Raw genomic sequence first — 25,956 nt, 5'->3', positions numbered from 1 at the left:
CGACGCAGTTAAGAAGTTGTTAAGTGCCGACGCCCGACAGAGAGCGGTTCGGGCGCGGCACGAGAGGAGCGGCGATTAGAAGCGGAAGACTTCTACATCGGTGCGGATGGGCACAACCAGCGGCATTTTCGGCCCTTCTTCCTTGGGCTTGGCCGCCTGTTCGGCAACTGCGGTCGGCTGCTTGCGCGGCGCCGGCGGCTGCTCGATCGCTACTGCCACAGGGCGTACGTCGCCGGCCAGCTGCTCAGCCAGGCGGCGCAACAGGTCGCTTTGCGCGCGGACCTGATCCTTGATGCTGCCGTCATGCTTCTCCTCCTGATGGAAGACACGGCTGTCGCGCAGCGCACCCTTCTGGTCGAGCAGGCGCCAGCGCGCATCGAGTACGGCGGGCTCTTTCGGACCAGAGTCGAGGCGGCTGATGTCGAGCATCACTTGCACCTGCGGAGCGAATCCGGGCTTTTCCGGGAACAGCGCCAGGCGCGTACTGTCCAGTTGACTGGAGAGCTGACGCAGCAGTTGCTGGCTCACGTTGGTTTGCAGGCTACCGGCCCAGCGCGCATCGCTGGACAGATTGAGGATGCCATCGGCCTGGCGCTGAACCATGGTTTCGCGCTGCAGGTAGTCGGCCAGTTGCACCGGCCCGAGAAGAACGGCCACGCCGTTGTCGCGGGTCGGCACCGAACTCGAACCGGTATCCAGCTGATATAGCTGGGCCGGTCGATTCACCGAACATCCCGCCAGCCCGAGCAGGCTGACGAGGGAAAGACATGCGAGGATGCGCAGAGCGCTCATCGGGCATCACCGTGTTTCGCCGAAGTTCGGCGATACTTGCTACAAATCGAAGAATTTAACGACAAAGGCGCCAAGGCGCCCCTGTCAAAGGGACCTATCATCCCCTAACCGGCGCCATAGCTCCAGAGGCAGAGTGTATCGCGGGGCGTTTCAATCCTGAGACAGGGGCTCGACCAGCAGCGCATCGACCCGCTGGAAACCGCGCGGTAGCTTGTTGCCACGCCGACCACGCTCACCCTTGTAATGTTCCAGGTCATCGCCTTTAAGCGACAGGGTGCGCTTGCCCGCCTGCAGCACCAGGGTTGCGCCATTCGGTAGCACCGCCAGGTCCGTGAGGTACTCCTCGCGACTGGCAACACGCTCGCCCGGCACGCCGATGATCTTGTTGCCCTTGCCCTTGGCCAGCTGCGGCAGGTCGGCGACCTTGAACAGCAGCAGGCGACCTTCGGTGGTCACCGCCGCCAGCCAGTCCTGCTCGACGTCCGCAACCGGACGCGGCGCCATCACCTGCGCGCCGTTGGGCAGGCTGAGCAGCGCCTTGCCGGCCTTGTTCTTGGCCTGCATGTCCTCGCCCTTGACCACGAAGCCATAGCCCGCATCCGAAGCCAGTACGTAGAGCGCGCTGTCCTCCGGCAGGAGCACGCGCTCGAAGCTCGCCCCCGGCGGCGGGGTCAGGCGGCCAGTGAGCGGCTCGCCCTGTCCACGCGCAGACGGCAGGCTATGCGCCGCCAGCGAATAACTGCGGCCGGTGGAGTCGATGAACACAGCGTACTGATTTGAACGGCCTGGAGCGGCAGCCTTGAAGCCGTCGCCGGCCTTGTAGGAAAGCCCGGTCGCATCGATGTCGTGGCCCTTGGCGCAGCGCACCCAGCCCTTCTCGGACAGCACCACGGTGACCGGCTCGGTCGGCATCAGTTCGGTTTCCGACAGCGCCTTCGCCTCGGCGCGCTCGACGATTGGCGAGCGACGGTCGTCGCCGTAGGTCTCGGCATCGGCCAGCAGCTCGTCACGTACCAGTTTGCGCAGCTTGGCGTTGGAACCGAGGATCGCCAGCAGCTTGGCGCGTTCCTTGGCCAGTTCGTCCTGCTCGCCGCGGATCTTCATCTCTTCCAGGCGCGCCAGCTGACGCAGGCGGGTGTCGAGGATGTAGTCGGCTTGCAGCTCGGACAACTCGAAGCGTTGCATCAGCACTGGCTTGGGCTGGTCTTCGGTGCGGATGATGTGGATGACTTCGTCGAGGTTGAGGAAGGCGACCAGCAAGCCTTCCAACAGGTGCAGGCGCTTCTCGACCTTGTCCAGGCGGAACTGCAGGCGACGGCGCACGGTGTCGGTGCGGTAGGTCAGCCACTCGCTCAGCACCTGGCGCAGGTCCTTGACCTGCGGTTTGCCGTCCAGGCCGATGACGTTCATGTTCACCCGGTAGGAGCTTTCCAGGTCCGTGGTGGCGAACAGGTGGGTCATCAGCTCTTCGGCATCCACGCGGTTGGAACGCGGGATGATGACGATGCGGGTCGGGTTCTCGTGGTCCGACTCGTCGCGCAGGTCGGCAACCATCGGCAGCTTCTTGGCCTGCATCTGGCTGGCGATCTGCTCCAGCACCTTGGCGCCGGACACCTGGTGCGGTAGCGCGGTGACCACGATGTCGCCGTCTTCCACGCGATACACGGCGCGCATGCGCACCGAGCCGCGGCCGGTTTCGTAGATTTTCTGCAGGTCGGCGCGCGGGGTGATGATTTCCGCCTCGGTGGGGAAATCCGGGCCCGGCACGTGCTCGATCAGCTCACCGACCGTGGCGTCGGGCTGGTCCAGCAGACGAATACAGGCTGCAGCCACTTCGCGCAGGTTATGCGGCGGAATGTCGGTGGCCATACCTACGGCGATACCGGTGGTGCCATTGAGCAGCAGGTTGGGCAGGCGCGCCGGCAGCACGGCCGGCTCTTCCAGGGTGCCGTCGAAGTTCGGCACCCAGTCCGCGGTGCCCTGGCCCAGCTCGGAAAGCAGGGTCTCGGCGTAGCGCGACAGGCGCGCCTCGGTGTAACGCATGGCGGCGAAGGACTTGGGATCGTCCGGCGCACCCCAGTTGCCCTGGCCATCCACCAGCGGGTAGCGGTAGGAGAACGGCTGCGCCATCAGCACCATGGCCTCGTAGCACGCCGAGTCGCCGTGCGGGTGGTACTTACCCAGCACGTCACCGACGGTACGCGCCGACTTCTTGTGCTTGGCGTCCGCGTCCAGGCCCAGCTCGCTCATGGCGTAGACGATGCGGCGCTGCACCGGTTTCAGGCCATCGCCGATATGCGGCAAGGCGCGATCCATGATCACGTACATGGAGTAGTTCAGATAAGCCTGCTCGGTGAAGTCGGCGAGGGAGCGACGCTCCACACCTTCCAGGCTGAGATCGAGGGTTTCGCTCATGCGTGCCTCACGGGGAAATGTTCTGGCGCAGCACCAGGGTGCCGTCGCGCTGGGAGAATTCGAGTTGTTTGAGGGCGCTCATGCCGAGCAGCACCTCGTTGCCGTCCATGCCCGGCGCAATCAGCGCCGGCACGTCGTGGAGCAGAATGTCGCCGAGTTCCAGGCGCTGCAGGCGCGTACGCCAGCCCTGGGTGCGACCGTTGGCGGTATCCAGGTCGACCGGCGCGCCACGCTTGAGCTGCAGCCGCTGGGCAAGGGTTTCCGGCACCGCCACGGCGCTGGCACCAGTGTCGAGCAGAAAGGTCGCCGGCGTGCCGTCGATCAGTCCATCGAACACGTAGTGACCCTGGCGATTGCTCAGCAAGCGCAGCTCGACGAAGCCGTCGCCGTGCAGCGACTGCGGTTGCACATTCGGGTTGTGCTGGCGCTGCTCCCAGAGACCGAAGAAGTGCGTGGCAAGGCCGATGCCGGCCAGCCAGGCGCCCATCATCATGGCCTTGCCGAGACGGCTTCCGGGTTGTGCTTCGCTCATTGGCCACCCAGCCAGCCCTCCGCCGGTGCGGCGAAGCGCAGTACGTAGGGACGCAAATCACCATTGGCGCGCGGTGTGTCGCCGTTGTCCAGGCCGATCCAGGCGCCCTTGTCGTCGATCACCAGCGCCTCGGCCACCCCGTAAGGCAGCGGATAACGCCGCTCAGGCGTCAGCGCGCCGGCGGCGAACGACCAGCAGCGCTCGACAGCGCCACTTTCGGCGTCGCGCCGGCAGATCTGGTGCAGCAGGCGCTCCAGGGTGAACAGCTTGCCCTGGTACAGCGAGAGGTCGGCGAAGTCCAACGGCCAGGGCTTGTCGCTGTTCAAGGCCGCCGGCGGCATGGCGGTGCCGCCCTCGTTGAACATCACGCAGGCGCCGTCGCACTTCCAGGTGCCGTTGTCGTTGCGCAGGCGCAGCAGGCCACGGCGTTGGCGCTCGGCGGCGAGCCAGAGGCGCTTGCCGTCGGGATCGATGGCGATCCCTTCGTAGTAGGCGTTGTTGACCATCAGCAAGCCGCTGGCACGGGCCTGGCGCAGCAGCGACTTGGGCAGCGGCAGCCATTCCGGTTCGCCGGTCTGCGGCAGGCGCAGCACGCCAGCGTAGGCCTCGCTCACCAGATAGCGGTTACCCGCGCGATCGCAGCTGATGCCTTCGAGATCCAGGGCACCTCCGCGCAGCAGGCTCATGCCCCAGGTACGCACTCGTTCGCCCCAGGACAAGCCGCTGTCCGGTAGCCCGGGCGCACTGAACAGCTCCGTCTTGGCCTGCCAGACACTGCCGGGCGTCTCGTCCGGCCGCAGGCTGTAGGCGCGGTCGTCGTCACGGTCGGACACGGTCCACAGCTCGCCATCGCACAGCGCCAGCCCCGACAGGTTGCCGCCGCGCATGCCTTCGACGGCGTGCTCGCTGACGAACGCCAGCTCAGCGGGTGCAGGCGTGTCAGCGAGTGCAGTCGCGCAGCCCAGGACGGCCGCCAGGGCGGCCAGCCACAAGCGCATCAGGCCAGGACCTCGGCCAGGTTGCCCTTGGTCTCCAGCCAGGACTTGCGGTCGCCGGAGCGCTTCTTCGCCAGCAGCATGTCCATGATCTCCACGGTGCCTTCGGCGTCTTCCAGGGTCAGCTGCACCAGGCGCCGGGTGTTCGGGTCCATGGTGGTTTCGCGCAGCTGCGGCGGGTTCATCTCGCCCAGGCCCTTGAATCGGGTGACCTGCGGCTTGCCGCGGCGCTTTTCGGCCAGCAGGCGTTCGAGGATGCCGTCACGCTCGGCCTCGTCGAGGGCGTAGAAGACTTCCTTGCCCAGGTCGATGCGGTACAGCGGCGGCATGGCAACGTAGACGTGCCCGGCTTCTACCAGCGGGCGGAAGTGACGGACGAACAGCGCACACAGCAGGGTGGCGATGTGCAGGCCGTCGGAGTCGGCGTCGGCGAGGATGCAGATCTTGCCGTAGCGCAGCTGGCTCATGTCCGCTGCGCCCGGATCGACGCCGATGGCCACGGCGATGTCGTGCACTTCCTGGCTGGCCAGGACTTCGCCGCCATCCACTTCCCAGGTGTTCAGGATCTTCCCGCGCAGCGGCATGATCGCCTGGAATTCCTTGTCCCGCGCCTGCTTGGCCGAGCCGCCGGCGGAATCACCTTCCACCAGGAACAGCTCGGCGCGCATCGGGTCCTGGCCGGCGCAGTCGGCCAGCTTGCCGGGCAGAGCCGGGCCCTGGGTAATCTTCTTGCGCTCGACTTTCTTGCCCGCCTTCAGGCGGCGGCCAGCGTTGCTGATGGCCAGTTCGGCCAGTTGCAGGCCCAGTTCGGGGTTGGCGTTCAGCCAGAGGCTGAAGGCATCTTTCACGACACCGGAAACGAAGGCCGCTGCCTCGCGGGAGGACAGGCGTTCCTTGGTCTGCCCGGAGAACTGCGGCTCCTGCAGCTTCATCGAGAGGACGAAGGCGATGCGCTCCCAGACGTCTTCCGGCGCCAGCTTCACGCCGCGCGGCAGCAGGTTGCGGAACTCGCAGAACTCGCGCATGGCGTCCAGCAGGCCCTGGCGCAGGCCGTTGACGTGGGTGCCGCCCTGCGCGGTGGGGATCAGGTTGACGTAGCTTTCCTGCAGCGACTCGCCGCCCTCGGGCAGCCACAGCAGCGCCCAGTCCACGGCTTCCTTGCTGCCGGCCAGGCTGCCGCAGAAGGGCTCTTCCGGCAGGCGCGGCAGATCGGCGACGGAGTCGACCAGGTAGGAGCGCAGGCCGTCCTCGTAGTGCCACTCGACGCGCTCGCCGCTGCTCTTGTCTTCGAAAGTGACCAGCAGCCCCGGACAAAGTACGGCCTTGGCCTTGAGCACGTGCTTGAGGCGGCTGACGGAGAATTTCGCGGAGTCGAAGTACTTGGCGTCCGGCCAGAAGCGCACGGTGGTGCCGGTGTTGCGCTTGCCGACGGTGCCGACGACCTCCAGGTCGCTGGACTTGAAGCCATCGGCGAAGGTCATGCGGTATTCGTTGCCGTCGCGCTTGACGCGCACTTCGACGGTGGTCGACAGCGCGTTCACCACCGAGATACCGACGCCGTGCAGACCGCCGGAGAACTGGTAGTTCTTGTTGGAGAACTTACCGCCGGCGTGCAGCTTGGTGAGGATCAGCTCGACCCCCGGCACCCCCTCTTCCGGGTGGATGTCCACCGGCATGCCGCGGCCGTCGTCGATCACTTCCAGCGAGTTGTCCTCGTGGAGGATGACCTGCACGCTCTTGGCGTGACCGGCGAGGGCTTCGTCGACCGAGTTGTCGATGACTTCCTGGGCCAGGTGGTTGGGCCGCGTGGTGTCGGTGTACATGCCCGGGCGCTTGCGCACCGGATCGAGGCCGGAGAGGACTTCGATGGCTTCTGCGGTATAGGCGTTCTGCTGGGCCATGGGGTCCCTTTTCAGTCAGGAAATTCAGTCAAAGATGGAGAAATCGAGGTCGCGCCAGAGGCCTGCCGGCACGCCGGCGAAGGCCAGAAGCGCCGGCAACTGGCGGGCAAAGCCCTGGAAACTGTGGTCGCCGCCGGCTTCGATGCGCAGTGCGCAGGCCCGGTAGAACACCGCGGCCACCTTGTAATCGAGGGTCTCGTCGCCAGTCTGCAGCCACACCTGGTAGCGCATCGCGTCGGTCGGCGCCGGTACTTCGAGTGCCGCCAGGGCGTCGACGTGATCCTGGGTCAGCTCCCACTCCTCGCCGCTGTAATGGTTCTTCTGTGGGCCGAGGTAGCCGTCGAAGCGGCCATGGGGCAACACCGCCGGGTTGATCAGCAGGGCCTTGAGGCCATGCCGCTCGGCGAGGTGGGTCGCATAGTAGCCGCCCAGGGAGCTACCGACCAGCAGCGGCCGGTCGAGTTCGCCGATGGCGGCTTCGAGCTGGGCCATGGCCTGTTTCGGGTGATGGTGCAGCTCGGGGACGCGCAGGTGCGCCTGCAGGCCAAGGCGGGTCATGACGGCCTGCAGCTGGCGAGCCTTGTGCGACGCCGGCGAGCTATTGAAGCCGTGGATATAGAGGATGTCGGTCATGGGGCGGGAGGCTACAAGCTGCGAGCGGCTGGCTGCAAGCGTCCGCGGTCAAGGGAATGCGAGGGAAGTCTCAGTAGCCCTTGACGCTGTAGTCGACCTGGAAATCGATGCCGGTGACCCGCGACACGCCGGTCTCCAGCCGCCCATCGGGGTACAGCCGCAGCCAGCGGTAGCCGGGGGCCAGGCTGTCGACGCAGAAATCTTCGCTGCCGGGCGCAAACTGCACGCAGGTCGAGGGTGAGGCCAACAGCCGCACGTCGCCGCGCATCCGGTCGAACTCCTGGTGCACGTGACCCCAGAGCAGGCAGCGCACTTGCGGATGGCGATCGAGCACAGCGAACAGGTCGTTGGGATTGCGAATACCGATGCGATCCATCCATTGGCTGCCGATGGCCACCGGGTGATGGTGGAAAGTGACCAGCACATGGCGGTCGCGCGCCGCGTGCAGCGCCTCGTCGAGCAGGGCCAGCTGTTCCGCGGTCATCTGCCCGGGCACGGCGCCGGGAATGGTGGAATCGAGCAGGATGATGCGCCAGGCGCCCAGGTCGACCACAGCATCGAGCAGGTCAGCGTCACCGCAGACTTCGCGCATCGGCGCGAGTTCGTCGTGATTGCCGGGGAACCAGCGCGTCGGCGCCGCAATCGCGCCGGAGATTTCCCGGAACTTCCTGTAGGACTCGACTGAGCCATCCTGCGAAAGGTCGCCAGTCGCGAGCACCAGATCGATTTCCGCCTGCTCGCCGAGCACCTGGCTGACCACCTGGCGCAGGCTGTCGGCCGTATCCATGCCCAGCAGACGACCGTCGGCCTCGGCAAAGAGATGGCTATCGGAAAGCTGCACCAGCAGCAGCGACTCTTGGGCGGAAGTGGATTTCGCAGGCAATGCGCCTTCTCCTGTCAGGCGAGGCGTCGTCGTTGGAAAGAAGTATGGTGACAGCCCGTGGATGGGGCAAACCGGGAAAGAGTCACAGTTCACACTTGCGGACGTCGTCCGGCGGGCAATTACCGGACGAACGCGAGCATATCATGGCACTGCGCCATCACCCAATCTCAGCGTTGCAGCACCGGCTCCAACTCGTGGCCGCAGGCCAGGCAGTGGCTGAGCCATTCGCCGAGGAACTGGTTCAGCTGGTTCTTCTCGTCCGGCTGGTGCATGTCCTGGTTCGGATAGGGGTAGATGGCCAGCAGCCGGCGCGCCTGCTCGGCACCTATGACTTCGGCCATGCGCGCGTCGTGGTAGACCCGCACTTCCAGGCGCGGCGCCGGCAGCCACGGCAGCCCGAGCTCCTGGCGCACCTGCAGGGTGGTGGTATACGGACAGGCTTCGATCACTTCCAGGGCCAGCACGCCGAGCAGGCGTTCGCCCTCGCTGAGCGCCACGCGCCGGGCCGTGCAATTTTCTCGCATGTCCGGGAGCAGGCGCATCAGGCGCAGGTAGTTGGCCTCGCAGGTGGCCTGCAATCCGACCAGGTCTACGCGATAACGCTCGCGCAGCAGGTTCACACCCATAAGCCTCGAACCTCGGCGCGGTTGAGCGCCAGCCATTGCAGGGCGAGCATGCTCGCCGCGTTGTTGATGCGTCCGTCGCGAACTGCCTGCAGCGCGTCCTCGAAGGGCAGCACATGCACGCGAATATCCTCGCCCTCCTCGGCCAGGCCATGGATGCCAACGGCCTGGCTGCTGTCGCAGCGACCGACGAACAGGTACACCAGCTCATTGCTACCACCCGGCGAGGGCAGGTACTGCGCGATCGGCCAGAGCGCGCCCAGGGTGATGCCCGCTTCTTCCACCGCTTCGCGACGGGCGACTTCTTCGGGCTCTTCATCCTTGTCGATCAAACCGGCGACCAGCTCCAGCAGCCAGGGGTTGACCCCTGCCTCCAGCGCGCCGACGCGGAATTGTTCGACCAGCACCACTTCATCGCGCTGCGGGTCGTAGGGCAGCACGCAAACGGCGTCGTGGCGGACGAACAGCTCGCGGCTGATCAGCGGCCCCATGCCGCCGGCGAACTGGCGATGGCGCAGCTGCAACCGCTCGATGCGATAGAAGCCGCTGAAGCATTCCTCGCGCTCCGAGATCTCGACGTCGTCCGGACCGGCCTTGAAGATTTCCGACATCCCACTCAACTCGCTGATGGCTTGTACATTCGCGCAATCCTAGCGCGCCGCACCGCACCACGCAGCCTCTTTCACCCACCGCCCGGCGGGCAGACCGGCGACGCTGCTAAACTGCGCGGCGCGGCGAACCCCTCCCTCGCGACAGGGTCGAAGCCGCGCCGCCAGCGCGCGGCACCGGCCACGAGACAAGGATTCCCATGCACCTTCTGAAAATCGCCGCCCTGGGCGCCCTCTGCCTGATGCTCGGCGCCTGCCAGAGCCTTTTCGGGCCTGGCCTGGGCGAGCCACTGCAACCCGAACGCAAAGCCTTCGAACACCAGCAACCGGGCTGTACCGGAGAGCAGTGCCCGCTGTTCAATCTCGACACCCTGAGCTTCGCCGACGAGCCCGCGCTGAACGCCGCCATCGACGCGCAACTGCTCGACCTCACCCGCGCCACGCCGGACGAAGCGCGCCCGGCCTCGCTGGAACTCTACGAGAAGCGTTTCCTCGCCGATGCCAAGCCCGGCTGGAGCAGTTATCTGCAAGCCAAGGTACGCGAGCAGCATGACGGCCTGGTGATCGTCGAGCTGTCCAGCTACGTCTTCACCGGCGGCGAATACGGCCAGCCGGGACGTGCCTTCATCAATTATGACCGCCGCCTGCACAAGGTGCTGGAACTGCAGGACATCCTGCTGCCCGGCCAGGAAAAGGCCTTCTGGGACACCGCGCGCCTGGCGCACCAGGCCTGGATCGTGCAGAACAAGCTCCTCGAGCAGGACCCGAACTTCGTCAAGGACTGGCCGTTCCAGCCGACCCCGCACTTCGCCCTGACCTTCGGGGCGCTGACGCTCAAGTACGACATCGACCGCATCGCGCCGCACTCGGTCGGGCATCCGGAATTGAAGATCCCCTACCCGCGTTTGAACGGCATCGTGAAGCCGTTTTACTTCCCGGGGCGCGGCGCGCAGTAAGAGATCGCGGGCATGGCCCGCTCCTACGTTAGTGCTTCCTGGAACTGTAGGAGCGGGCCATGCCCGCGATTCGGCCAACAGGCCGATCAGACCTTGCTGCCGACGCGCCCCAGCGCCATTTGCAGCACACCCGATACCAGCAGCGCCGGCAGGGTCGCGCCAAGGTTCGGCGCGTAGTTCGCCAGCAGGTGATAGACCACCACGCCGCCTGCCCAGGCCAGCAGCGAGCCCCAGCGCAGGCCCGGCTGAATCTGCGCGCTGGCACGGCGGCGCAGCAGGAAGTGGTCGACCAGCACCACGCCGAACAGCGGGGCGAACACCGAGCCGATCAGCAACAGGAAGTTCTGGTACTGCGCCAGCGGCGCGAACCAGGCGATCAGGGTGCAGACGACACCGATGACCAGCGCCAGGTGCTCGACTTTGAGCGGCACCAGGATGCCGCTGGAAACCGCCGCCGAGTGGATGTCGGCGAAGGCCTTCTCCGACTCGTCGAGCAGGATCAGCAGCAGCGGAATGCCCATGCCGGCACCGGCCAGCGCCAGCAGCAGCGCATTGGCGTCGCTGCCCTGGGCGAACGCCAGGGTGTAGGCCACGCCCAGGCCCATCAGCCAGAAGCAGCCGATGAAGAAGCCGGTCGCCGCTCCGCCGAACACCTGTCCTGCGTGCTTGCCGAAGCGCGAGTAGTCGGAGATCAGCGGCAGCCAGGACAATGGCATGGCGATGGCGATGTCGAAGCCCACCGCCAGCGGCATCGAACCGTCGCCAGCGCGCGCCCAGATGGCGGCGAGGTCGGCGCGCTTGAACAGGTCGATGGTCAGCCAGACGCAGGCCGCCAGCAGCAACCAGATGCCCCACTTGCGCAGCACGCGGCGGACGAAGGCCAGCGGGCCGCTGACCGCAAGCAGGGTCGCCAGCGCGCCGAAGACCAAGGTCCAGAGCGCCGGGCTGGTCCACAGGCTGCCCTCGCCGAAGGCGCGCGCCGCCAGCAGGCTCGCGGCGTCGCGCATGACGATCACCTCGAAGGCGCCCCAGCCGATCAGTTGCAGCAGATTGAGAATCGCCGGCAACGCCGCGCCGTGGCTACCCAGGGACAGCTTCAGCGAGGCCATGGCGGCCAGCCCGGTGTCGCTGCCGATCACGCCGGCGGCAGCCAGCAGCAGCACGCCGACCAGGGTGCCGAGGAAGATCGCCAGCAACGAGCCGGCCAGGCCGAGACCGGGCGCCAGCAGCGCGCCGGTCTGCAGCACCATCAGGCCGATGCCGAGGGAGAACCACAGGGAGAACAGATCGCGCAGGCCGAGTACGCGCTGGGCCGCGCCGACGGCGATGGCGGGTGAATAGTTGGTTGCGGTGGTGGTGGTCACGATGCGCAAGGCTCGAATGTGGGTTGTCGTTGTTGGCTTTGTTTCTGGGTCCCCGCGTTCGCGGGAATGACGTTTTATGCGTCCTCCCCACGAACGTGGGGACCCAATGAACGGCAGGTCAGACCTGCTTGTAGATCACCGATCCCTCGTCCTTGAAGCGCGCGGCCTGTTCCTGGAAGCCGGCTTCGATGGCCTGCTGTTCATCGCCCAGGCCATTCTCGCGAGCGTAGTCGCGGACTTCCTGGGTGATCTTCATCGAGCAGAACTTCGGCCCGCACATGGAGCAGAAGTGCGCGACCTTGGCCGAATCCTTCGGCAGTGTCTCGTCGTGATAGGCACGCGCCGTGTCCGGGTCGAGGCCGAGGTTGAACTGGTCTTCCCAGCGGAACTCGAAGCGCGCCTTCGACAGCGCGTTGTCGCGAATCTGCGCGCCCGGGTGACCCTTGGCGAGGTCGGCGGCGTGCGCGGCGATCTTGTAGGTGATGATCCCGGTCTTCACGTCATCCTTGTTCGGCAGGCCCAGGTGCTCCTTGGGCGTGACGTAGCAAAGCATGGCGCAGCCGTACCAGCCGATCATCGCGGCACCGATGCCCGAGGTGATGTGGTCGTAGCCCGGGGCGATGTCGGTGGTCAGCGGGCCGAGGGTGTAGAACGGCGCCTCGTCGCAGCACTCCAGTTGCTTGTCCATGTTCTCCTTGATGAGTTGCATGGGCACGTGGCCGGGGCCTTCGATCATCACCTGCACGTCGTGCTTCCAGGCGATCTTGGTCAGCTCGCCGAGGGTTTCCAGTTCGCCGAACTGGGCGGCGTCGTTGGCGTCGGCCACCGAGCCCGGGCGCAGGCCGTCGCCCAGCGAGAAGCTGACGTCGTAGGCCTTCATGATTTCGCAGATTTCCTCGAAATGGGTGTAGAGGAAATTCTCCTGGTGATGCGCCAGGCACCACTTGGCCATGATCGACCCGCCGCGCGAGACGATGCCGGTGACGCGCTTGGCGGTCAGCGGCACGTAGCGAAGCAGCACGCCAGCGTGGATGGTGAAGTAGTCGACGCCCTGCTCGGCCTGTTCGATCAGGGTGTCGCGGAAGATTTCCCAGGTCAGGTCCTCGGCGATGCCGCCGACCTTCTCCAGCGCCTGGTAGATCGGCACCGTGCCGATCGGCACCGGGCTATTGCGCAGGATCCACTCGCGGGTCTCGTGGATGTGCTTGCCGGTGGACAGGTCCATCACGGTGTCGGCGCCCCAGCGGATGCCCCAGGTGAGCTTCTCCACCTCTTCCTCGATGGACGAACCCAGCGCGCTGTTGCCGATGTTGCCGTTGATCTTCACCAGGAAGTTGCGGCCGATGATCATCGGCTCGAGCTCGGTGTGGTTGATGTTCGCCGGGATGATCGCGCGGCCGCGGGCGATCTCGTCGCGGACGAACTCGGCGGTGATCTCCTGCGGAATGCTGGCGCCGAAGCTGTGGCCGGGATGCTGGTCCTTGAGCAGGCCGGCGGCGCGGGCTTCCTGCAGCTTCAGGTTCTCGCGGATGGCGATGTACTCCATCTCCGGCGTGATGATGCCCTGCTTGGCGTAGTGCATCTGCGTGACGTTGCGCCCGGACTTGGCCCGGCGCGGGGTGCGCACGTGGTTGAAGCGCAGCGCGTCGAGGCTGGCGTCGGCCAGGCGTGCCTGGCCGAATTCGGAGGTCAGGCCGGGAAGGATTTCGGTGTCACCGCGCTCGTCGATCCAGCGCGAGCGCACGTCGGGCAGGCCCTTGCGCAGGTCGATGCGTACATCCGGGTCGGTGTAGGGGCCGGAGGTGTCGTAGACGTACACCGGGGCGTTCTTCTCGCCGCCGAATGCGGTCGGGGTGTCGGCTAGCGAGATTTCCCGCACCGGCACGCGGATGTCCGGGCGCGAACCGCTCAGGTAGACCTTGCGCGAATTGGGAAACGGCTGCGTCGACTGGCGGTCGAGCTGCTCGAGGCGGGTGACGGTGGTGTTCGACTTGCTCATCCTGGCTCTCCTGGGGTGATTGTCGGAGGAGAACCTGGAGCAAGGAGGCGCCATTACAGCGCAAAGGACGCGTCCGGTTAGCGGGGGGCCGGCCGGAAAGCCACTGGGGACGCGGACTTCTTGTTCCCTACGCGGGTCTTAACCCGATCAGGTTCAACGGGATCCGGAACTATCCGATCTCAGCCCCTCGCAATGGGGCACCCCGACAAGAACCCGCGCAGTCTAATCAAGAGTCGGGCGCTTGGCCAATGGCGGCGGACCAAATGTCTTCGATACGACTTCGCGGTCACGTTCGGACAGCTACACTCCAGCAACCAAAACCTCGAACTGATTGCCTTGACCGACTTTCGAGGCCCCCTTAGCCTTGCCCCACCCGCACACTTTCTAGGACGAACGAATGCTGCGCAGACTTTCCCTGGCTGTCGCCGTGGCCGCCACTACCGGTTTCGTCTGGGCAGCCCAGCCCGCGTCGAATACCGCTCCGCTGCCCACCAAGACGGACCTGATCAGCGTTTACAAGGATGCCGTCGACAACAACGCCGACCTCGCCGCCGCCCAGGCCGATTACCTGGCGCGCAAGGAAGTCGTGCCGCAGGCGCGTTCCGGCCTGCTGCCGCAGATCAATGCCGGTGGCAGCGTCGGCAATACCCGCACCTCGCTGGACGAGCCGGACGCCACGCTCAACCGCAACAGCGAGCTGGTCCAGGCGACCCTCAGCCAGCCGCTGTTCCGCGCGGACCGCTGGTTCCAGCTCAAAGCCGCGGAAAACATCAGCGAACAGGCCCAATTGGACTTCTCCGCGACCCAGCAACGGCTGATCCTGCAGACCGCCGAAACCTACTTCGGCGTGCTCCGTGCCGAAGACAACCTGGCCGCCAGCAAGGCAGAAGAAGCCGCCTTCAAGCGCCAGCTCGACCAGGCCAACGAGCGCTTCGACGTCGGCCTGTCGGACAAGACCGACGTGCTCGAGTCCCAGGCCGGCTACGACACCGCGCGGGCCAACCGCATCGTCGCCGAGCAAGCCGTGGAAGATGCCTTCCAGGCCCTGGTGACCCTGACCAACCGCGAATACAGCTCCATCGAAGGCATCCTCCACTCGCTGCCGGTGGTGGTGCCGACGCCGAACGACGCCAAGGCCTGGGTGGACACCTCGGTCCAGCAGAACATCGCCCTGCAGGCCAGCAACTACGCGGTCAACGCCGCCGAAGAGACCCTGCGCCAACGCAAGGCCGGCCACCTGCCGACCGTCGACGCCGTGGTGCAGTACCAGAAGGGCGACAACGACGCGCTGGGCTTTACCAACTCCGGTATTCCGGGCCAGCCGACCTATGGCAAGTGGGTCGACCAGACCAGCATCGGCGTACAGTTGAACGTGCCGATCTACAGCGGCGGCCTGACCAGCTCGCAAGTGCGCGAGTCGTACCAGCGCCTGAGCCAGAGCGAGCAGCTGCGCGAAAGCCAGCGCCGCCAGGTGGTGCAGGACGCTCGCAACCAGCACCGCGCGGTGAACACCGACGTCGAAACCGTGAAAGCGCGGCGCCAGGCGATCATCTCCAACCAGAGCTCGCTGGAAGCCACCGAGATCGGCTACCAGGTCGGCACCCGCAACATCGTCGACGTGCTCGACGCCCAGCGCCAGCTGTACAGCGCGGTGCGCGACTACAACAACAGCCGCTACGACTACATCCTCGACAACCTGCGCCTGAAGCAGACCGCCGGCACCCTCAGCCCGGCCGACCTGCAAGCGCTGAGCCGCTACCTCAAGGCCGACTACAACCCGGACAAGGACTTCCTCCCGCCGGACCTGGCCAAGGCCGCCGAGAAGCAGTTGGAAAGCAACAGCAAGACGCGGACCCAGCAATAAACAAGAAGCCCGGCAGATGCCGGGCTTCTTCGTTTCAGACGCGGGATTTCCCTGTAGGAACACCTGTCTTTTGGGCTCCCGCGTTCGCGGGAGTGACGTGATTGGGATGCATTTTTTCCCGCGTCATCCCCGCGAACGCGGGGAACCGGATAACCACAAGCGGCAGCCTCAATCCCGATAATCCGGCTGGGTGCGATCGAGCATGCGCAGCAGCGCTTCCCAGGCCAGATCGATGCCGTCCGGGTCGCTCAGCTCGCCCTCGGCCAGTGGTCGTTGTGGCTCGTTGAACTGCCGCTCGGTGCGCCGGCAGACCTCGTCCGGCGGGATCACCAGCTTGCCACCGCCGGCCTGGGCGGCGATCTGGATGTCGCAGGCCTTCTCCAGGTAGTACATGCGCAGGAATGCCTGCTTCACGCTCTCACCGATGGTCAGCAGGCCGTGGCTGCGCAGGATCATCCCCAGGTGATCGCCGAGGTCGCGCACCAGGCGCTGCTGCTCGTCGAACGACAGGGCGATGCCTTCGTAGTCGTGGTAGCCGAGGCGGCCGTAGAACTCCATCGACATCTGGTTCAGCGGCAGCAGCCCTTCGGCTTGCGCCGCCACCGCGCAACCGGCGCGGGTGTGGGTATGCAGCACGCACTGGGCATCCTCGCGCGCCGCGTGGATGGCGCTGTGGATGACGAAACCGGCCGGGTTGACCTCGTAGCGCGTCGGCTCGACCGGATTACCGGCCAGGTCGATCTTCACCAGGCTCGACGCGGTGATCTCGTCGAACATCAGGCCGTACGGGTTGATCAGGAAATGGTGCTCGGGCCCGGGCAGGCGCACGGATATGTGCGTGAAGATCAGGTCGCTCATGCGGAAATGCGCGATCAGCCGGTAGCAGGCCGCCAGCTCCTCGCGCAGTTTCCACTCTTCAGGGCTGCAGGTTTCACGGGACGGCACGCTGGCCGCGATGGCTGTCATTGTTGTTCTCCTTCGCCTCTACATGACCGAGGCCGGCGGCGCGTTTGCGCGCCGCCGGCCTGTACCGGGGATCTCGATTACTGCGCGGCCCAGGCGTTGAAGCGCTCTTCCAGCTCCTCGCCATGGTCGGCCCAGAACTCATCGTTCATCGCCAGGCCTACCGCCAGGTTGGCCGGCGCGGTCGGCACCCAGTGGGCGACGTCTGCAGGCAAGCGCTCGGCGGCCTGTTTGTTGGTCGGACCATAGGGGATGTTGCGCACGTAGTCGACCTGCGCATCGGCCTGGTTGGCGAAGGCGATGAAGCGCTTGGCCAGGTCGGCGTGCTGCGAGCCCTTGATGATCGCCCAGTAGTCCATGCCGTAGAGGCTGCCCGGCCAGACCAGGTCGAGGTTGCGCCCGGCCTTGTGCGCGTCGGCGATGCGCCCGGTGTAGGCGGTGGTCATGGTCACGTCGCCGGCGGCCAGCCACTGCGGCGGTTGCGCGCCGGCTTCCCACCACTGGATCGACGGCTTGATCTGGTCGAGCTTGGCGAAGGCGCGGTCGACCCCGGCCTTGGTCGAAAGCACCTGGTAGACGTCGGCGGCCTTGACCCCGTCGGCCATCAGGGCGAACTCCAGGTTGTACTCGGCGCGTTTGCGCAGGCCACGCTTGCCGGGGAATTTCTGCAGGTCCCAGAAATCGTTCCAGCCGGTCGGCGCGGTCTTAAGCTTGTCGGCGTCGTAGGCGATGGCCACGCCCCACACCAATGCCGCCGAACCGCACTCCTTGGCCGAGTTGGGAATCAGCTGCTCGGCGCCGCCGACGGCCTTCCAGTCCAGCGGCTCGAACATGCCCAGGTCGCAGTTGCGCGCCAGGTCCGGTCCCTCGATCTGCACCACGTCCCAGTCGGTATGGCCGGTGTCGACCATCACCTTGATGCGCGCCATCTCGCCGTTGTACTCGGCCTGGGTCAGCTTGGCTCCGCTGGCCTTGGCGAAAGGCTGGAAGAACGCGGCGTCCTGGGCTTTCTGCCCGGCACCGCCGTAACCGACCACGACCATGCTGTCCTGCGCCTGGGCGCTGGCCAGGCCGAGTCCCAGAAGCAGCAGCAAAGGTTGCATAGCGAACTTGCGCGAAATCATCGGGCGGACCCTCTTCGAGTGCGAGCCGTGACCGGCGATGCGGCACCACGGCAGGAGTGGTTCGGGCGTACCGGTACAACACTCGGAGGAAGGCCGCGGGCAGTCGGCGCCAGGCGCTCGCAGCGAAGCGGAATCGCTGGCGAACGGCAGCACCGCGAAAAGCGGTTCATGCGCATCTCCTCTTGTAGTTGTTGTGGAGCACGTCGCGAGTTGCGCCGCCGTCGATGACGTCGGCGTGGAATGGAAACTACTCAGTCACTTTTAAAAAAACAAGTTGATTTTTTACTGGTGGTAAATTTTCATGAGGGCACGTTAGATCGCCATTGCGTGCCCAGGAGTCCCCCGTGTCCGAAGTCATCCACTTCCAGCGCTCCGCCCTGCAGTTCCAGCCCTACGGCGGCCAGCCCATCGAACGCGCCGCCCTGTGCCGCCTGATCGGCGCGGCCGACAGCCAGACCATGGGCGCCGGCATCGCCTGCTTCGACGGCTGCTCGATCGAGTGGACGGTGCTCTACGACGAGCTGATCGTGGTGCTGGAAGGCCACTTCCGCCTGCGCCTGGGCGACCGCGTCGTCGAGGCCGGGCCGGGCGACGTGATCTGGGTGCCGGAGCGCACGCCGCTGGCCTATGAAGGCGAGAAGGCCCGGGTGTTCTACGCGCTCTATCCGGTCGACTGGCAGACCCGCAACGCCTGACCGCTCCCCCGAACAAGCAGTCCAACAGAACGACAAGAAAGGACGACGTCCGCGATGAATGCCTTCCCGCACCTGTTCAGCCCGCTCGAGATCCGTGGCAAGCGCCTGAAGAACCGCATCATGTCCACCGGCCACGACACCTCGATGCCCACCGACAACCTGGTCAACGACCCACTGGTGGCCTACCACCAGGCGCGCGCCAAGGGCGGCGCCGGGCTGATCGTCATGCAGGTCGCCGGGGTCCACGACAGCGCGCGCTACACCTCGCATGTGCTGATGGCCACCGACGACGAGTGCATCCCCGGCTACCGCCGCGTCGCCGAGGCCTGCCATGCCGAAGGCACGGTGGTGCTGTCGCAGATCTTCCACCCCGGGCGCGAAATCATGGAGTCCGCCGACGGCCTGCTGGCCGTGGCCTACTCCGCCTCCGCCTCGCCCAACGAGCGCTTCCGCGTGATGCCGCGCGAGCTGAGCCAGAAGCTGATCGACGAGATCGTCGCCGGCTACGCGGCCGCCGCGCGCCGCCTGTACACTGCCGGGCTGGACGGAGTGGAAGTCGTGGCCAGCCATGGCTACCTGCCGGCGCAGTTCCTCAACCCGCGGGTGAACCGCCGCACCGACGGCTACAACGGCGACCTCGACGCCCGCCTGCGCTTCCTTCGCGAGGTGCTGGCCGCCGTGCGCGCCGCCACCGGCGAAGACTTCATCATCGGCCTGCGCATTTCCGCCGACGAGCGCGATCCGGAAGGCCTGACCGAGGACGAATCGCTGCAAGCGGTGATGCGCCTGCAGGGCGAACTGGACTACGTGCACATAGTCGCCGGCACCTCGGCCTCCCTCGGCGGCGCCATCCACATCGTCCCGCCGATGGCCATCGAGGCCGCCTACCTGGCGAACGAGGCGGCGACCTTCAAGTCGCGCCTGGACATCCCGCTGTTCGTCACCGGGCGCATCAACCAGCCGCAGGAAGCGGAGCTGATCATCGCCCGCGGCCAGGCCGACGTCTGCGGCATGACCCGCGCGCTGATCTGCGACCCGGAGATGCCGAACAAGACCAAAACCGGCCACGTCGAGAACGTGCGCGCCTGCATCGCCTGCAACCAGGCGTGCATCGGCCACTTCCACCGTGGCTTGCCGATTTCCTGCATCCAGCGCCCGGAGACCGGCCGCGAGCTGCAGTACGGCCATATCGAACCGGCAGCCCGGCGCAAGCGCGTACTGGTGGTCGGCGGCGGTCCTGCCGGCATGAAAGCCGCGGCAGTCGCTGCACAGCGCGGCCATGAGGTGACACTGTGCGAGGCCTCCGCGCAACTTGGCGGCCAGGTCAACCTGGCGCAACTGCTGCCACGTCGCGCCGAATTCGGCGGCGCCTCAACCAACCTGCAGCGCGAGATGCAGCTGGCCGGTGTTGAAGTCCGCCGCAACACCCGCGTCGACCGCGCCCTGGTCGAGGCGGAAAAACCGGACGTGGTGATAGTCGCGACCGGCGCCAAGCCCTACTGGCCGCCCTTCGAGCGCGGCGGCGAATTGCAGGTGGTGGACGCCTGGCAGGTGCTGCGCGGCGAAGTGAAAGTCGGCCGTTCGGTGCTGATCACCGACTGGCGCGCCGACTGGATCGCCCCGGGCATCGCCGAACAGCTGGTACGCGCCGGCCACCAAGTGCAACTGGCGGTCAACGGCACCCACGCCGGCGAGAGCCTGCCGCTCTACGTGCGCGACCACATGGCCGGCGAGCTGCACCGCCTGGGCATTCCGATCACCACTTATGCGCGGCTGTACGGCTGCGACGACAGCAGCGTCTACCTGCAGCACACCGCCAGCGGCGAGCCGATGATCGTCGAGGACATCGACACCCTGGTGCTGTGCCAGGGCCACGAGCCAGTGGACGAGCTGGCCGAGCAACTGGAGGGCCTGGTGGAGTTCCGCCGCATCGGCGACTGCCTGGCGCCGCGCACCGTGGAGGAAGCCATCTACGAAGGGCTCAGGGCCGGCTGGGCGATCTGAAGAACGGAAGGCATTCCCCTGTAGGAGCGCGCCCTGCGCGAGATCGCGGGCATGGCCCGCTCCTACGGGATCGGTGCGTGAGCGTCCCAAGGCACAGCGCATTGTTTAGAATGCCCGACGACCGAATCGCCAGGACCCTCGCCGCATGAGCCGCAAAGCCCCGCAGGAAGCACCCGCCAGCCCCGAAGCGCAGTTCCTCGGCACGCGCATCCGCGGCCTGCGCAAGCGTCGCGGCATGACCCTGGCCGAGCTGGCCGAACAGAGCCAGCTCACTGCCGGCTACATCAGCCAACTGGAACGCAACCTCGCTTATCCGTCGATCCCGGCGCTGTTCAACATCGCCCGCAGCCTGGGCGTGACCATCCAGTGGTTCTTCGCCAGCGAAGTGCAGGTCGACCCTGCCGACGCCGGCTACGTGGTGCGGCGCAATGCGCGCACCAGCGTGCATTACGAAGATGGGATCGTCGACGAGCTGCTCAGCCCGCAGCCCAGCCGCCAGCTGGAGATGATCCACTCGCGTTTCCCGCCGGGCGCCTACAGCCAGCAGAGCTACAGCCACGACGGCGAAGAAGCCGGCCACATCCTCAGCGGCACCTTCGAGCTCTGGGTCGGCGACAGGCATTTCGTACTCAACGAAGGCGACAGCTTCAGCTACTCCAGCCAGGAGCCACACCGCTACGGCAACCCGGGGGACGTGGATACCGTGGTGCTCTGGGTGATCACCCCGCCGACGTTCTGAGCAGGCGCATTTTTCGCGGATAAGATCCGCTCCTACAGGATTGCGCGCTCACCCTGTAGGAGCGCACCTTGTGCGCGATCGCGGGCATGGCCCGCTTCTACAAGGAACGGCGATTAGCCGATCTGTTTGGCCAATCCGTCGAGCAGGCGCTGCAGTGCGCCCTGGTTGGCGCGCAGTACACCCAGGCCGGCGTCGACCATGTCCCGAGCGATCTCCGGCTGCTCCCAGAGCTGGCCGACGGCAACCGCCAGGGTCGGCGCATCCAGCACTTCACGCAGCGCGCCGACCTCACGCAGTTGCGCGGCGATCTCGAGGAAGTTGAACAACTGCGGACCGGACAGCACCGGCTTGCCCAACGCCGCTGGCTCCAGCAGGTTGTGCCCGCCGTTGGGCACCAGGCTGCCGCCGACGAAGGCAACGTCAGCCAGGGCGTAGAGGAACAGCAGCTCGCCCATGGTGTCGCCGAGCAGCACTTGGGTCTGCGCAGACACAGGCTCGCCGGCGGAACGGCGCACGGTGGCGAGACCGGCACTGCGGCAGAGTTCGAACACACCGTTGAAGCGCTCCGGGTGGCGCGGCACCAGGATCAGCAGCGCGGCCGGGTGCTGCTCCAGCAGTTTACGATGGGCGGCGAGGATGATCTCGTCCTCACCCGCATGGGTGCTCGCGGCGATCCACACCGGCCGCTGCGTGGCCTGCCACTCTTCGCGCAGGGCGGCAGCGCGGACCGGCAGCTCAGGGTCGATGCTCAGGTCGAACTTGATCGAGCCGGTCACGCTCACGCATTCCGGACGCGCGCCCAGGCGGCGGAAGCGTTCGGCCTCGGCCTCGGTCTGCACAGCGAGCCAACTCAGTTCGCCGAGCATCGGCCGGGTCAGCCGCTCGAAGCGTGCATAGCCGCGCGCCGAACGCTCGGAGAGGCGCGCATTGGCCAGCGCCACCGGAATGCCACGGCGGGCGCACTGGTGAATGTGATTCGGCCAGAGTTCGGTTTCCATGATCACCGCCAGGCGCGGCTGCACCTTGCGCAGGAAGCGCGCGGCCGCCCAGGGCAGGTCGTAGGGCAGGTAGCAGTGCTGCACGCTGTCGCCGAACATCGCGCGGATGCGCTCGGAGCCGGTCGGCGTCATGCAGGTGACGGTGATCGGCAGCTGTGGATAACGCTGCTGCAGCTCGCGAATCATCGGCGCAGCAGCGATGCTCTCGCCCACCGACACCGCGTGCACCCAGATGCCGCCGGGCTGCATCTTCGGCAGGCCGAAGGAGAAACGCTCACGGATGCGCTTGGCATAGGCCGGCGCCTTGCGCGAACGCAGGAACAGGCGCACCGCGACCAGCGGCAGGCCCAGGTGGAACAGCAGGGTATAGAGGGTCCGGTTCATGGCGGCGGAGAGTAGCAAATAACGCCCGGACGTTCGCGGACGCGTGCCACGCATGCTCGCTCCTACAACTGCGTCATTCCTTCAAATGCTCGGCGAAGCATTCGCCCAGCCACTCCGCCGCCGGCCCCATCGGCTCGTCGCGACGGCAGACCAGCTCCACCACCAGCGGTGGCGGCGTCCAGTCGCTGTCCAGCTCCACCAGCAGCGACTGGTAGGCCGGGTACTGCGCCACGTGGCGCGGCAGCCAGGCCCAGCCGAGGTCGCGCATCAGCAGTTCGGCCATGGCGTAGAAGCTGTCGGCGCGCCAGACCAGCGGGCTGATCTGCTCGCCGCCGGGGTAATGGCTGTCCTGCGGCGCCATCAGCAACTGGCGGTGCCGCGCCAGCTCGCGGCGGTCGGCGTAGTCCAGGCTGGCCAGGGCATGGCCGGCGCCGCATACGGTGACCATCTCGATGGTGCCCAGGCGCTGGCGTTCCAGTTCCTTCGGCATGCCTTCATGGTGGAACAGCAGGCCAAGATCGGCGCGCCGTTCGAGGAGTTTGCGCGCCACGTCGCCCTGGGCACCGCTGGCCAGTTGTACCTCGAGGGTGGGAAACGCCTGCGCCAGCGCCTGCAGGCTGGAAAGCACCGGCTGGTAGGGCATGGCCTCGTCCTGGGCTAGGCGCAGGCGTGCCTCCTGCCCGCGTACCAGAGCCATGGCCCGGCTCTCGAGACGCTCGCATTGGCGCAGCACTTCGCGCGCTTCGTCGAGCAGCGCCCTGCCCTCCTGGGTCAACACTGGCTGGCGGCCGCTGCTGCGTTCGAACAGGCTGACACCCAGGTCGCTCTCCAGCATCGCGATGGACGAGCTCACTGCCGACTGCACGCGCTTGAGCTGACGCGCCGCGGCGGAGAAGGACGACTGCTCGGCGACGCTGACGAACAGGCGCAACTGGTCGAGGTTCCACTGCATAGCCTATCTCCATATCAGATAGGTAATGACTTTATCCCATCATCCAGGCGACTAGAATGGCCTCCAGTTTCAACAGGGCCACCACGGCTCGCCCAGGGGAGGACAGAACATGCCCGGCTATCTCTATCTCGCCATCGCCATCGTCGCCGAAGTCATCGCCACCGCGTCGCTGAAGTCGGTCAAAGGCCTGTCCACGCCCCTCCCCCTGCTGCTGGTGATCGTCGGCTACGCGATCTCCTTCTGGATGCTGACCCTGGTGGTGCGCAGCATTCCGGTGGGCATCGCCTACGCCATCTGGGCGGGGCTCGGCATCGTCCTGGTCAGCGTCGCCGCGCTGGTGCTCTACCAACAGAAGCTCGACACCCCGGCCCTGCTGGGCATGGGCATGATCGTCAGCGGCGTGGTGGTGATCCAGCTGTTCTCGCAATCCGCCGGACACTGACGCGGGTATACTGCGCGCTTCGTTTTTCCGCGAGGCGCGCCCTTCCATGACCCAATCCCTGAGCACCGACATCCTCGTCGTCGGCGGCGGCATCGCCGGCCTCTGGCTGAATGCCCGTCTGCGCCGCGCCGGTTATTCCACGGTGCTGGTGGAGAACAAGGCACTCGGTGGTGTGCAGAGCATGCGCTCGCAGGGAATCATCCATGGCGGCACCAAGTACGCGCTGCACGGCGCGCTGACCGGCGCATCCGAGGCCATCGCCGACATGCCCTCGCTGTGGCGCGAGTGCGTGGCCGGAACCGGTGAGCTGGACCTGCGCGGCGTGCGCGTGCTCTCCGACGCCCACTATCTGTGGTCGCCGGGCGGCCTGGCCGGCAACCTCACCAGTTTCTTCGCCAGCAAGGCAGTGCGCAGCCGCGTCGCCCAGGCCAAGGGCAACGAGCTGCCACCTGCGCTGCAAGACAAAGCCTTCAAGGGCAAGGCCTACCGCCTCGCCGAAATCGTGCTGGACGTGCCCAGCCTGGTCGCCCGCCTGGCCGAGCTGGCCGGCGACGGCCTGCTTGCCGGCGAACGTATCGAGCCATTGCGCGAGGGCGATGAACTGGTCGGCCTGTGCGTCGACGGCCGCGAGATCCGCGCCCAGCGCGTGGTGCTCGCCGCCGGCGCCGGCAACGAGGCGCTGCTGCGCGAACTGGGCCTGGAACAACCGGCCATGCAACGCCGCCCGCTGCACATGGTGCTGGTCAAGGCACCGACCCTGAAGCCGCTGTACGCCCACTGCGTCGGTGGCGGGCCGAAACCGCGTGTCACCGTCACCACCCATCCGGCCGCCGACGGCCAGTGGGTCTGGTACCTGGGCGGCGACATCGCCGAAGCCGACGGCGTGGCACGCAGCGAATCCGAGCAGATCGCCGAAGCGCAGCGCGAACTGCACAAGCTGCTGCCCTGGATCGATCTCTCCGCCGCGCGCTGGGCCACCCTGCGCGTGGACCGCGCCGAGCCCGCGCAATCGGGCCTGCTGCGCCCGGACAGCGCCTTCCTCGCCGAGCAGGGCCGCCTGCTGGTCGGCTGGCCGACCAAGCTGGCACTTGCGCCGAACTTCGCCGATCGAGTGGTGGAAAGCTTGCAGAAGGACGGCATCCAGCCGATTCCGCACGAGCCGCTGCCGGCCCTTCCGCGCCCCGCCATGGCTCGCCCGGTGTGGGAGGAGCTGCTGCCGTGAGCACCCTGCACTCCCTGCACCGCCCGCTGGGCAGCACCGGCATGAACGTCTCGCCGCTGGGCCTGGGCACCGTGAAACTCGGCCGCGACCAGGGCGTGAAGTACCCCAATGGCTTCCGCATCCCCGATGACCGCGAAGCCGCCGACCTGCTGGCACTGGCCCGCGAGCTCGGCATCAACCTGATCGACACCGCGCCGGCCTACGGCCGCAGCGAAGAGCGCCTCGGCCCTCTGCTGCGCGGCCAGCGCCAGGACTGGGTGATAGTCAGCAAGACCGGCGAAGAGTTCGAAGACGGTCAGTCGCGCTTCGACTTCAGCGCCGCGCACACCCGCCTGTCAGTCGAACGCAGCCTGCGCCGCCTGGAAACCGACTACATCGACCTGGTGCTGGTGCACTCCGACGGCAATGACCTGCAGATCCTGCAGCACACCGAGGTCTACGCGACCCTTGAGCGGCTCAAGCAGGAAGGCCTGATCCGCGGCTTCGGCTTCTCCGGCAAGACCGTCGAGGGCGGCCTGCTGGCGCTGGAGCGCGGCGACTGCGCGATGGTCACCTACAACCTCAACGAGCAAACCGAGAAGCCGGTGCTCGACCAGGCCCTGGCCATGGGCCGGGGCATCCTGGTGAAGAAAGCCCTGGCCAGCGGCCACGCCTGCCTCGCCGACGGCCAGGACCCGGTGCGCGCCAGCTTCGAGCTGGTGTTTGGCCATCCGGGCGTTGCTGCCGCCATCGTCGGCACCATCAATCCGCAGCACCTGCGACACAACGTCGCGCTGGCCGCCGAAGTCCTCGGCGGCTAAGGCTTCGACGCTGCGTCACGCGGCGTGACCGTTGATCGGCAGTCACCCAAGGTTGACACAAGGGGCGC

Annotated in this window: 23 protein-coding genes and 1 riboswitch; of the genes, 8 read left to right on the top strand and 15 right to left on the bottom strand. The window is 66.7% G+C overall.

All coding sequences use genetic code 11. The features are described 5' to 3' along the window. Positions 1–75: 75 nt before the first annotated feature. The 9 genes from ACA097_RS15200 to ACA097_RS15160 all read right to left on the bottom strand — a co-directional run bounded on the left by ACA097_RS15200 (position 76) and on the right by ACA097_RS15160 (position 9,385). A complete protein-coding gene (locus tag ACA097_RS15200; protein ID WP_043255786.1) occupies positions 76–792 on the bottom strand; it encodes a membrane integrity-associated transporter subunit PqiC in 717 nt (238 codons plus the stop codon). A 150-nt stretch (positions 793–942) separates the two neighbouring features. Next, the gene (gene parC / locus ACA097_RS15195; protein WP_043255788.1) at positions 943–3,207 is read right to left on the bottom strand and encodes a DNA topoisomerase IV subunit A; all 2,265 of its coding nucleotides are present in this window, start codon (positions 3,205–3,207) and stop codon (positions 943–945) included. A 7-nt stretch (positions 3,208–3,214) separates the two neighbouring features. Beyond that, positions 3,215–3,739 carry a TIGR02281 family clan AA aspartic protease gene (locus tag ACA097_RS15190; protein ID WP_371364274.1) on the bottom strand — a complete coding sequence of 175 codons (525 nt, stop codon included), beginning with the start codon at positions 3,737–3,739 and terminating at the stop codon, positions 3,215–3,217. After that, a complete protein-coding gene (locus ACA097_RS15185) occupies positions 3,736–4,737 on the bottom strand; it encodes an esterase-like activity of phytase family protein (protein WP_371364272.1) in 1,002 nt (333 codons plus the stop codon). The genes ACA097_RS15190 and ACA097_RS15185 overlap by 4 nt, the downstream gene beginning before the upstream one ends. Further along, a complete protein-coding gene (gene parE, locus ACA097_RS15180) occupies positions 4,737–6,635 on the bottom strand; it encodes a DNA topoisomerase IV subunit B (protein ID WP_371364270.1) in 1,899 nt (632 codons plus the stop codon). Before parE ends, ACA097_RS15185 begins: the two co-directional genes overlap by 1 nt. A 24-nt stretch (positions 6,636–6,659) precedes the next feature. Beyond that, a complete protein-coding gene (locus ACA097_RS15175) occupies positions 6,660–7,268 on the bottom strand; it encodes a YqiA/YcfP family alpha/beta fold hydrolase (protein ID WP_371364268.1) in 609 nt (202 codons plus the stop codon). 70 nt (positions 7,269–7,338) lie between these two features. Continuing rightward, positions 7,339–8,151, bottom strand: a complete 813-nt coding sequence (gene cpdA, locus ACA097_RS15170; RefSeq protein ID WP_371364266.1) for a 3',5'-cyclic-AMP phosphodiesterase — start codon at positions 8,149–8,151, stop codon at positions 7,339–7,341. A gap of 167 nt (positions 8,152–8,318) precedes the next feature. After that, a complete protein-coding gene (locus ACA097_RS15165; RefSeq protein ID WP_371364264.1) occupies positions 8,319–8,777 on the bottom strand; it encodes a DUF1249 domain-containing protein in 459 nt (152 codons plus the stop codon). Beyond that, on the bottom strand, positions 8,768–9,385 hold the full coding sequence (locus ACA097_RS15160; protein WP_043255800.1) for an NUDIX domain-containing protein: 618 nt from the start codon (positions 9,383–9,385) through the stop codon (positions 8,768–8,770). The genes ACA097_RS15165 and ACA097_RS15160 overlap by 10 nt, the downstream gene beginning before the upstream one ends. Positions 9,386–9,582: 197 nt before the next feature. Here ACA097_RS15160 and ACA097_RS15155 point away from each other — a divergent pair, with 197 nt between their 5' ends. Further along, positions 9,583–10,338, top strand: a complete 756-nt coding sequence (locus ACA097_RS15155; RefSeq protein WP_371364261.1) for an RsiV family protein — start codon at positions 9,583–9,585, stop codon at positions 10,336–10,338. Between the two features lie 86 nt (positions 10,339–10,424). Here the strand turns inward: ACA097_RS15155 and cytX are convergent, their stop codons facing one another. Both cytX and thiC read right to left on the bottom strand, forming a co-directional pair. Then, positions 10,425–11,702: a putative hydroxymethylpyrimidine transporter CytX gene (gene cytX / locus ACA097_RS15150; RefSeq protein ID WP_043257816.1), complete on the bottom strand. Its 1,278-nt coding sequence runs from the start codon at positions 11,700–11,702 to the stop codon at positions 10,425–10,427. A gap of 118 nt (positions 11,703–11,820) precedes the next feature. Next, on the bottom strand, positions 11,821–13,701 hold the full coding sequence (gene thiC / locus ACA097_RS15145; RefSeq protein ID WP_371364258.1) for a phosphomethylpyrimidine synthase ThiC: 1,881 nt from the start codon (positions 13,699–13,701) through the stop codon (positions 11,821–11,823). A gap of 107 nt (positions 13,702–13,808) precedes the next feature. Further along, positions 13,809–13,916: riboswitch (TPP riboswitch) on the bottom strand. 182 nt (positions 13,917–14,098) lie between these two features. Between thiC and ACA097_RS15140 the strand changes: the two genes are divergently transcribed. Then, the gene (locus ACA097_RS15140) at positions 14,099–15,565 is read left to right on the top strand and encodes a TolC family outer membrane protein (RefSeq protein ID WP_371364256.1); all 1,467 of its coding nucleotides are present in this window, start codon (positions 14,099–14,101) and stop codon (positions 15,563–15,565) included. A 168-nt stretch (positions 15,566–15,733) separates the two neighbouring features. Here the strand turns inward: ACA097_RS15140 and ACA097_RS15135 are convergent, their stop codons facing one another. Together ACA097_RS15135 and ACA097_RS15130 are read right to left on the bottom strand one after the other, a co-directional pair. Beyond that, on the bottom strand, positions 15,734–16,531 hold the full coding sequence (locus ACA097_RS15135) for a class II aldolase/adducin family protein (protein ID WP_371364254.1): 798 nt from the start codon (positions 16,529–16,531) through the stop codon (positions 15,734–15,736). Between the two features lie 77 nt (positions 16,532–16,608). Continuing rightward, a complete protein-coding gene (locus ACA097_RS15130) occupies positions 16,609–17,652 on the bottom strand; it encodes an ABC transporter substrate-binding protein (protein ID WP_371364252.1) in 1,044 nt (347 codons plus the stop codon). Between the two features lie 344 nt (positions 17,653–17,996). On the opposite strand from ACA097_RS15130, the gene ACA097_RS15125 reads away from it, so the two are divergent. From ACA097_RS15125 to ACA097_RS15115, 3 genes are all read left to right on the top strand, one after another. Next, positions 17,997–18,347 (top strand): cupin domain-containing protein, encoded by a 351-nt coding sequence (locus ACA097_RS15125; RefSeq protein ID WP_371364250.1) that lies wholly within the window; start codon positions 17,997–17,999, stop codon positions 18,345–18,347. A 54-nt stretch (positions 18,348–18,401) separates the two neighbouring features. Then, the gene (locus tag ACA097_RS15120; RefSeq protein WP_371364248.1) at positions 18,402–20,351 is read left to right on the top strand and encodes an FAD-dependent oxidoreductase; all 1,950 of its coding nucleotides are present in this window, start codon (positions 18,402–18,404) and stop codon (positions 20,349–20,351) included. A gap of 145 nt (positions 20,352–20,496) precedes the next feature. Beyond that, on the top strand, positions 20,497–21,090 hold the full coding sequence (locus tag ACA097_RS15115) for a helix-turn-helix domain-containing protein (RefSeq protein WP_371364246.1): 594 nt from the start codon (positions 20,497–20,499) through the stop codon (positions 21,088–21,090). Positions 21,091–21,203: 113 nt separating this feature from the next. Here the strand turns inward: ACA097_RS15115 and waaA are convergent, their stop codons facing one another. Together waaA and ACA097_RS15105 are read right to left on the bottom strand one after the other, a co-directional pair. Continuing rightward, complete coding sequence (waaA, locus tag ACA097_RS15110) at positions 21,204–22,472, bottom strand: lipid IV(A) 3-deoxy-D-manno-octulosonic acid transferase (RefSeq protein WP_371370524.1); 1,269 nt, start codon at positions 22,470–22,472, stop codon at positions 21,204–21,206. 73 nt (positions 22,473–22,545) lie between these two features. Further along, positions 22,546–23,424, bottom strand: coding sequence for a LysR family transcriptional regulator (locus tag ACA097_RS15105; protein ID WP_371364244.1), 879 nt, complete (start codon positions 23,422–23,424; stop codon positions 22,546–22,548). A gap of 109 nt (positions 23,425–23,533) precedes the next feature. Between ACA097_RS15105 and ACA097_RS15100 the strand changes: the two genes are divergently transcribed. From ACA097_RS15100 to ACA097_RS15090, 3 genes are read left to right on the top strand one after another with little or no spacing between them, the layout of a single operon-like run. Beyond that, a complete protein-coding gene (locus ACA097_RS15100) occupies positions 23,534–23,866 on the top strand; it encodes a multidrug efflux SMR transporter (RefSeq protein ID WP_043255821.1) in 333 nt (110 codons plus the stop codon). A 46-nt stretch (positions 23,867–23,912) separates the two neighbouring features. Further along, a complete protein-coding gene (locus ACA097_RS15095; RefSeq protein ID WP_371364242.1) occupies positions 23,913–25,088 on the top strand; it encodes an NAD(P)/FAD-dependent oxidoreductase in 1,176 nt (391 codons plus the stop codon). 41 nt (positions 25,089–25,129) lie between these two features. After that, the gene (locus tag ACA097_RS15090; RefSeq protein ID WP_371370523.1) at positions 25,130–25,888 is read left to right on the top strand and encodes an aldo/keto reductase; all 759 of its coding nucleotides are present in this window, start codon (positions 25,130–25,132) and stop codon (positions 25,886–25,888) included. Positions 25,889–25,956 lie beyond the last annotated feature (68 nt).

The sequence above is a fragment of the Pseudomonas sp. QL9 genome (genome assembly GCF_041409665.1).
Taxonomy (GTDB): domain Bacteria; phylum Pseudomonadota; class Gammaproteobacteria; order Pseudomonadales; family Pseudomonadaceae; genus Pseudomonas; species Pseudomonas knackmussii.
The sequence above is the reverse complement of the archived record's forward strand: the minus strand, read 5'-3'. Positions and strand labels throughout refer to the sequence as shown.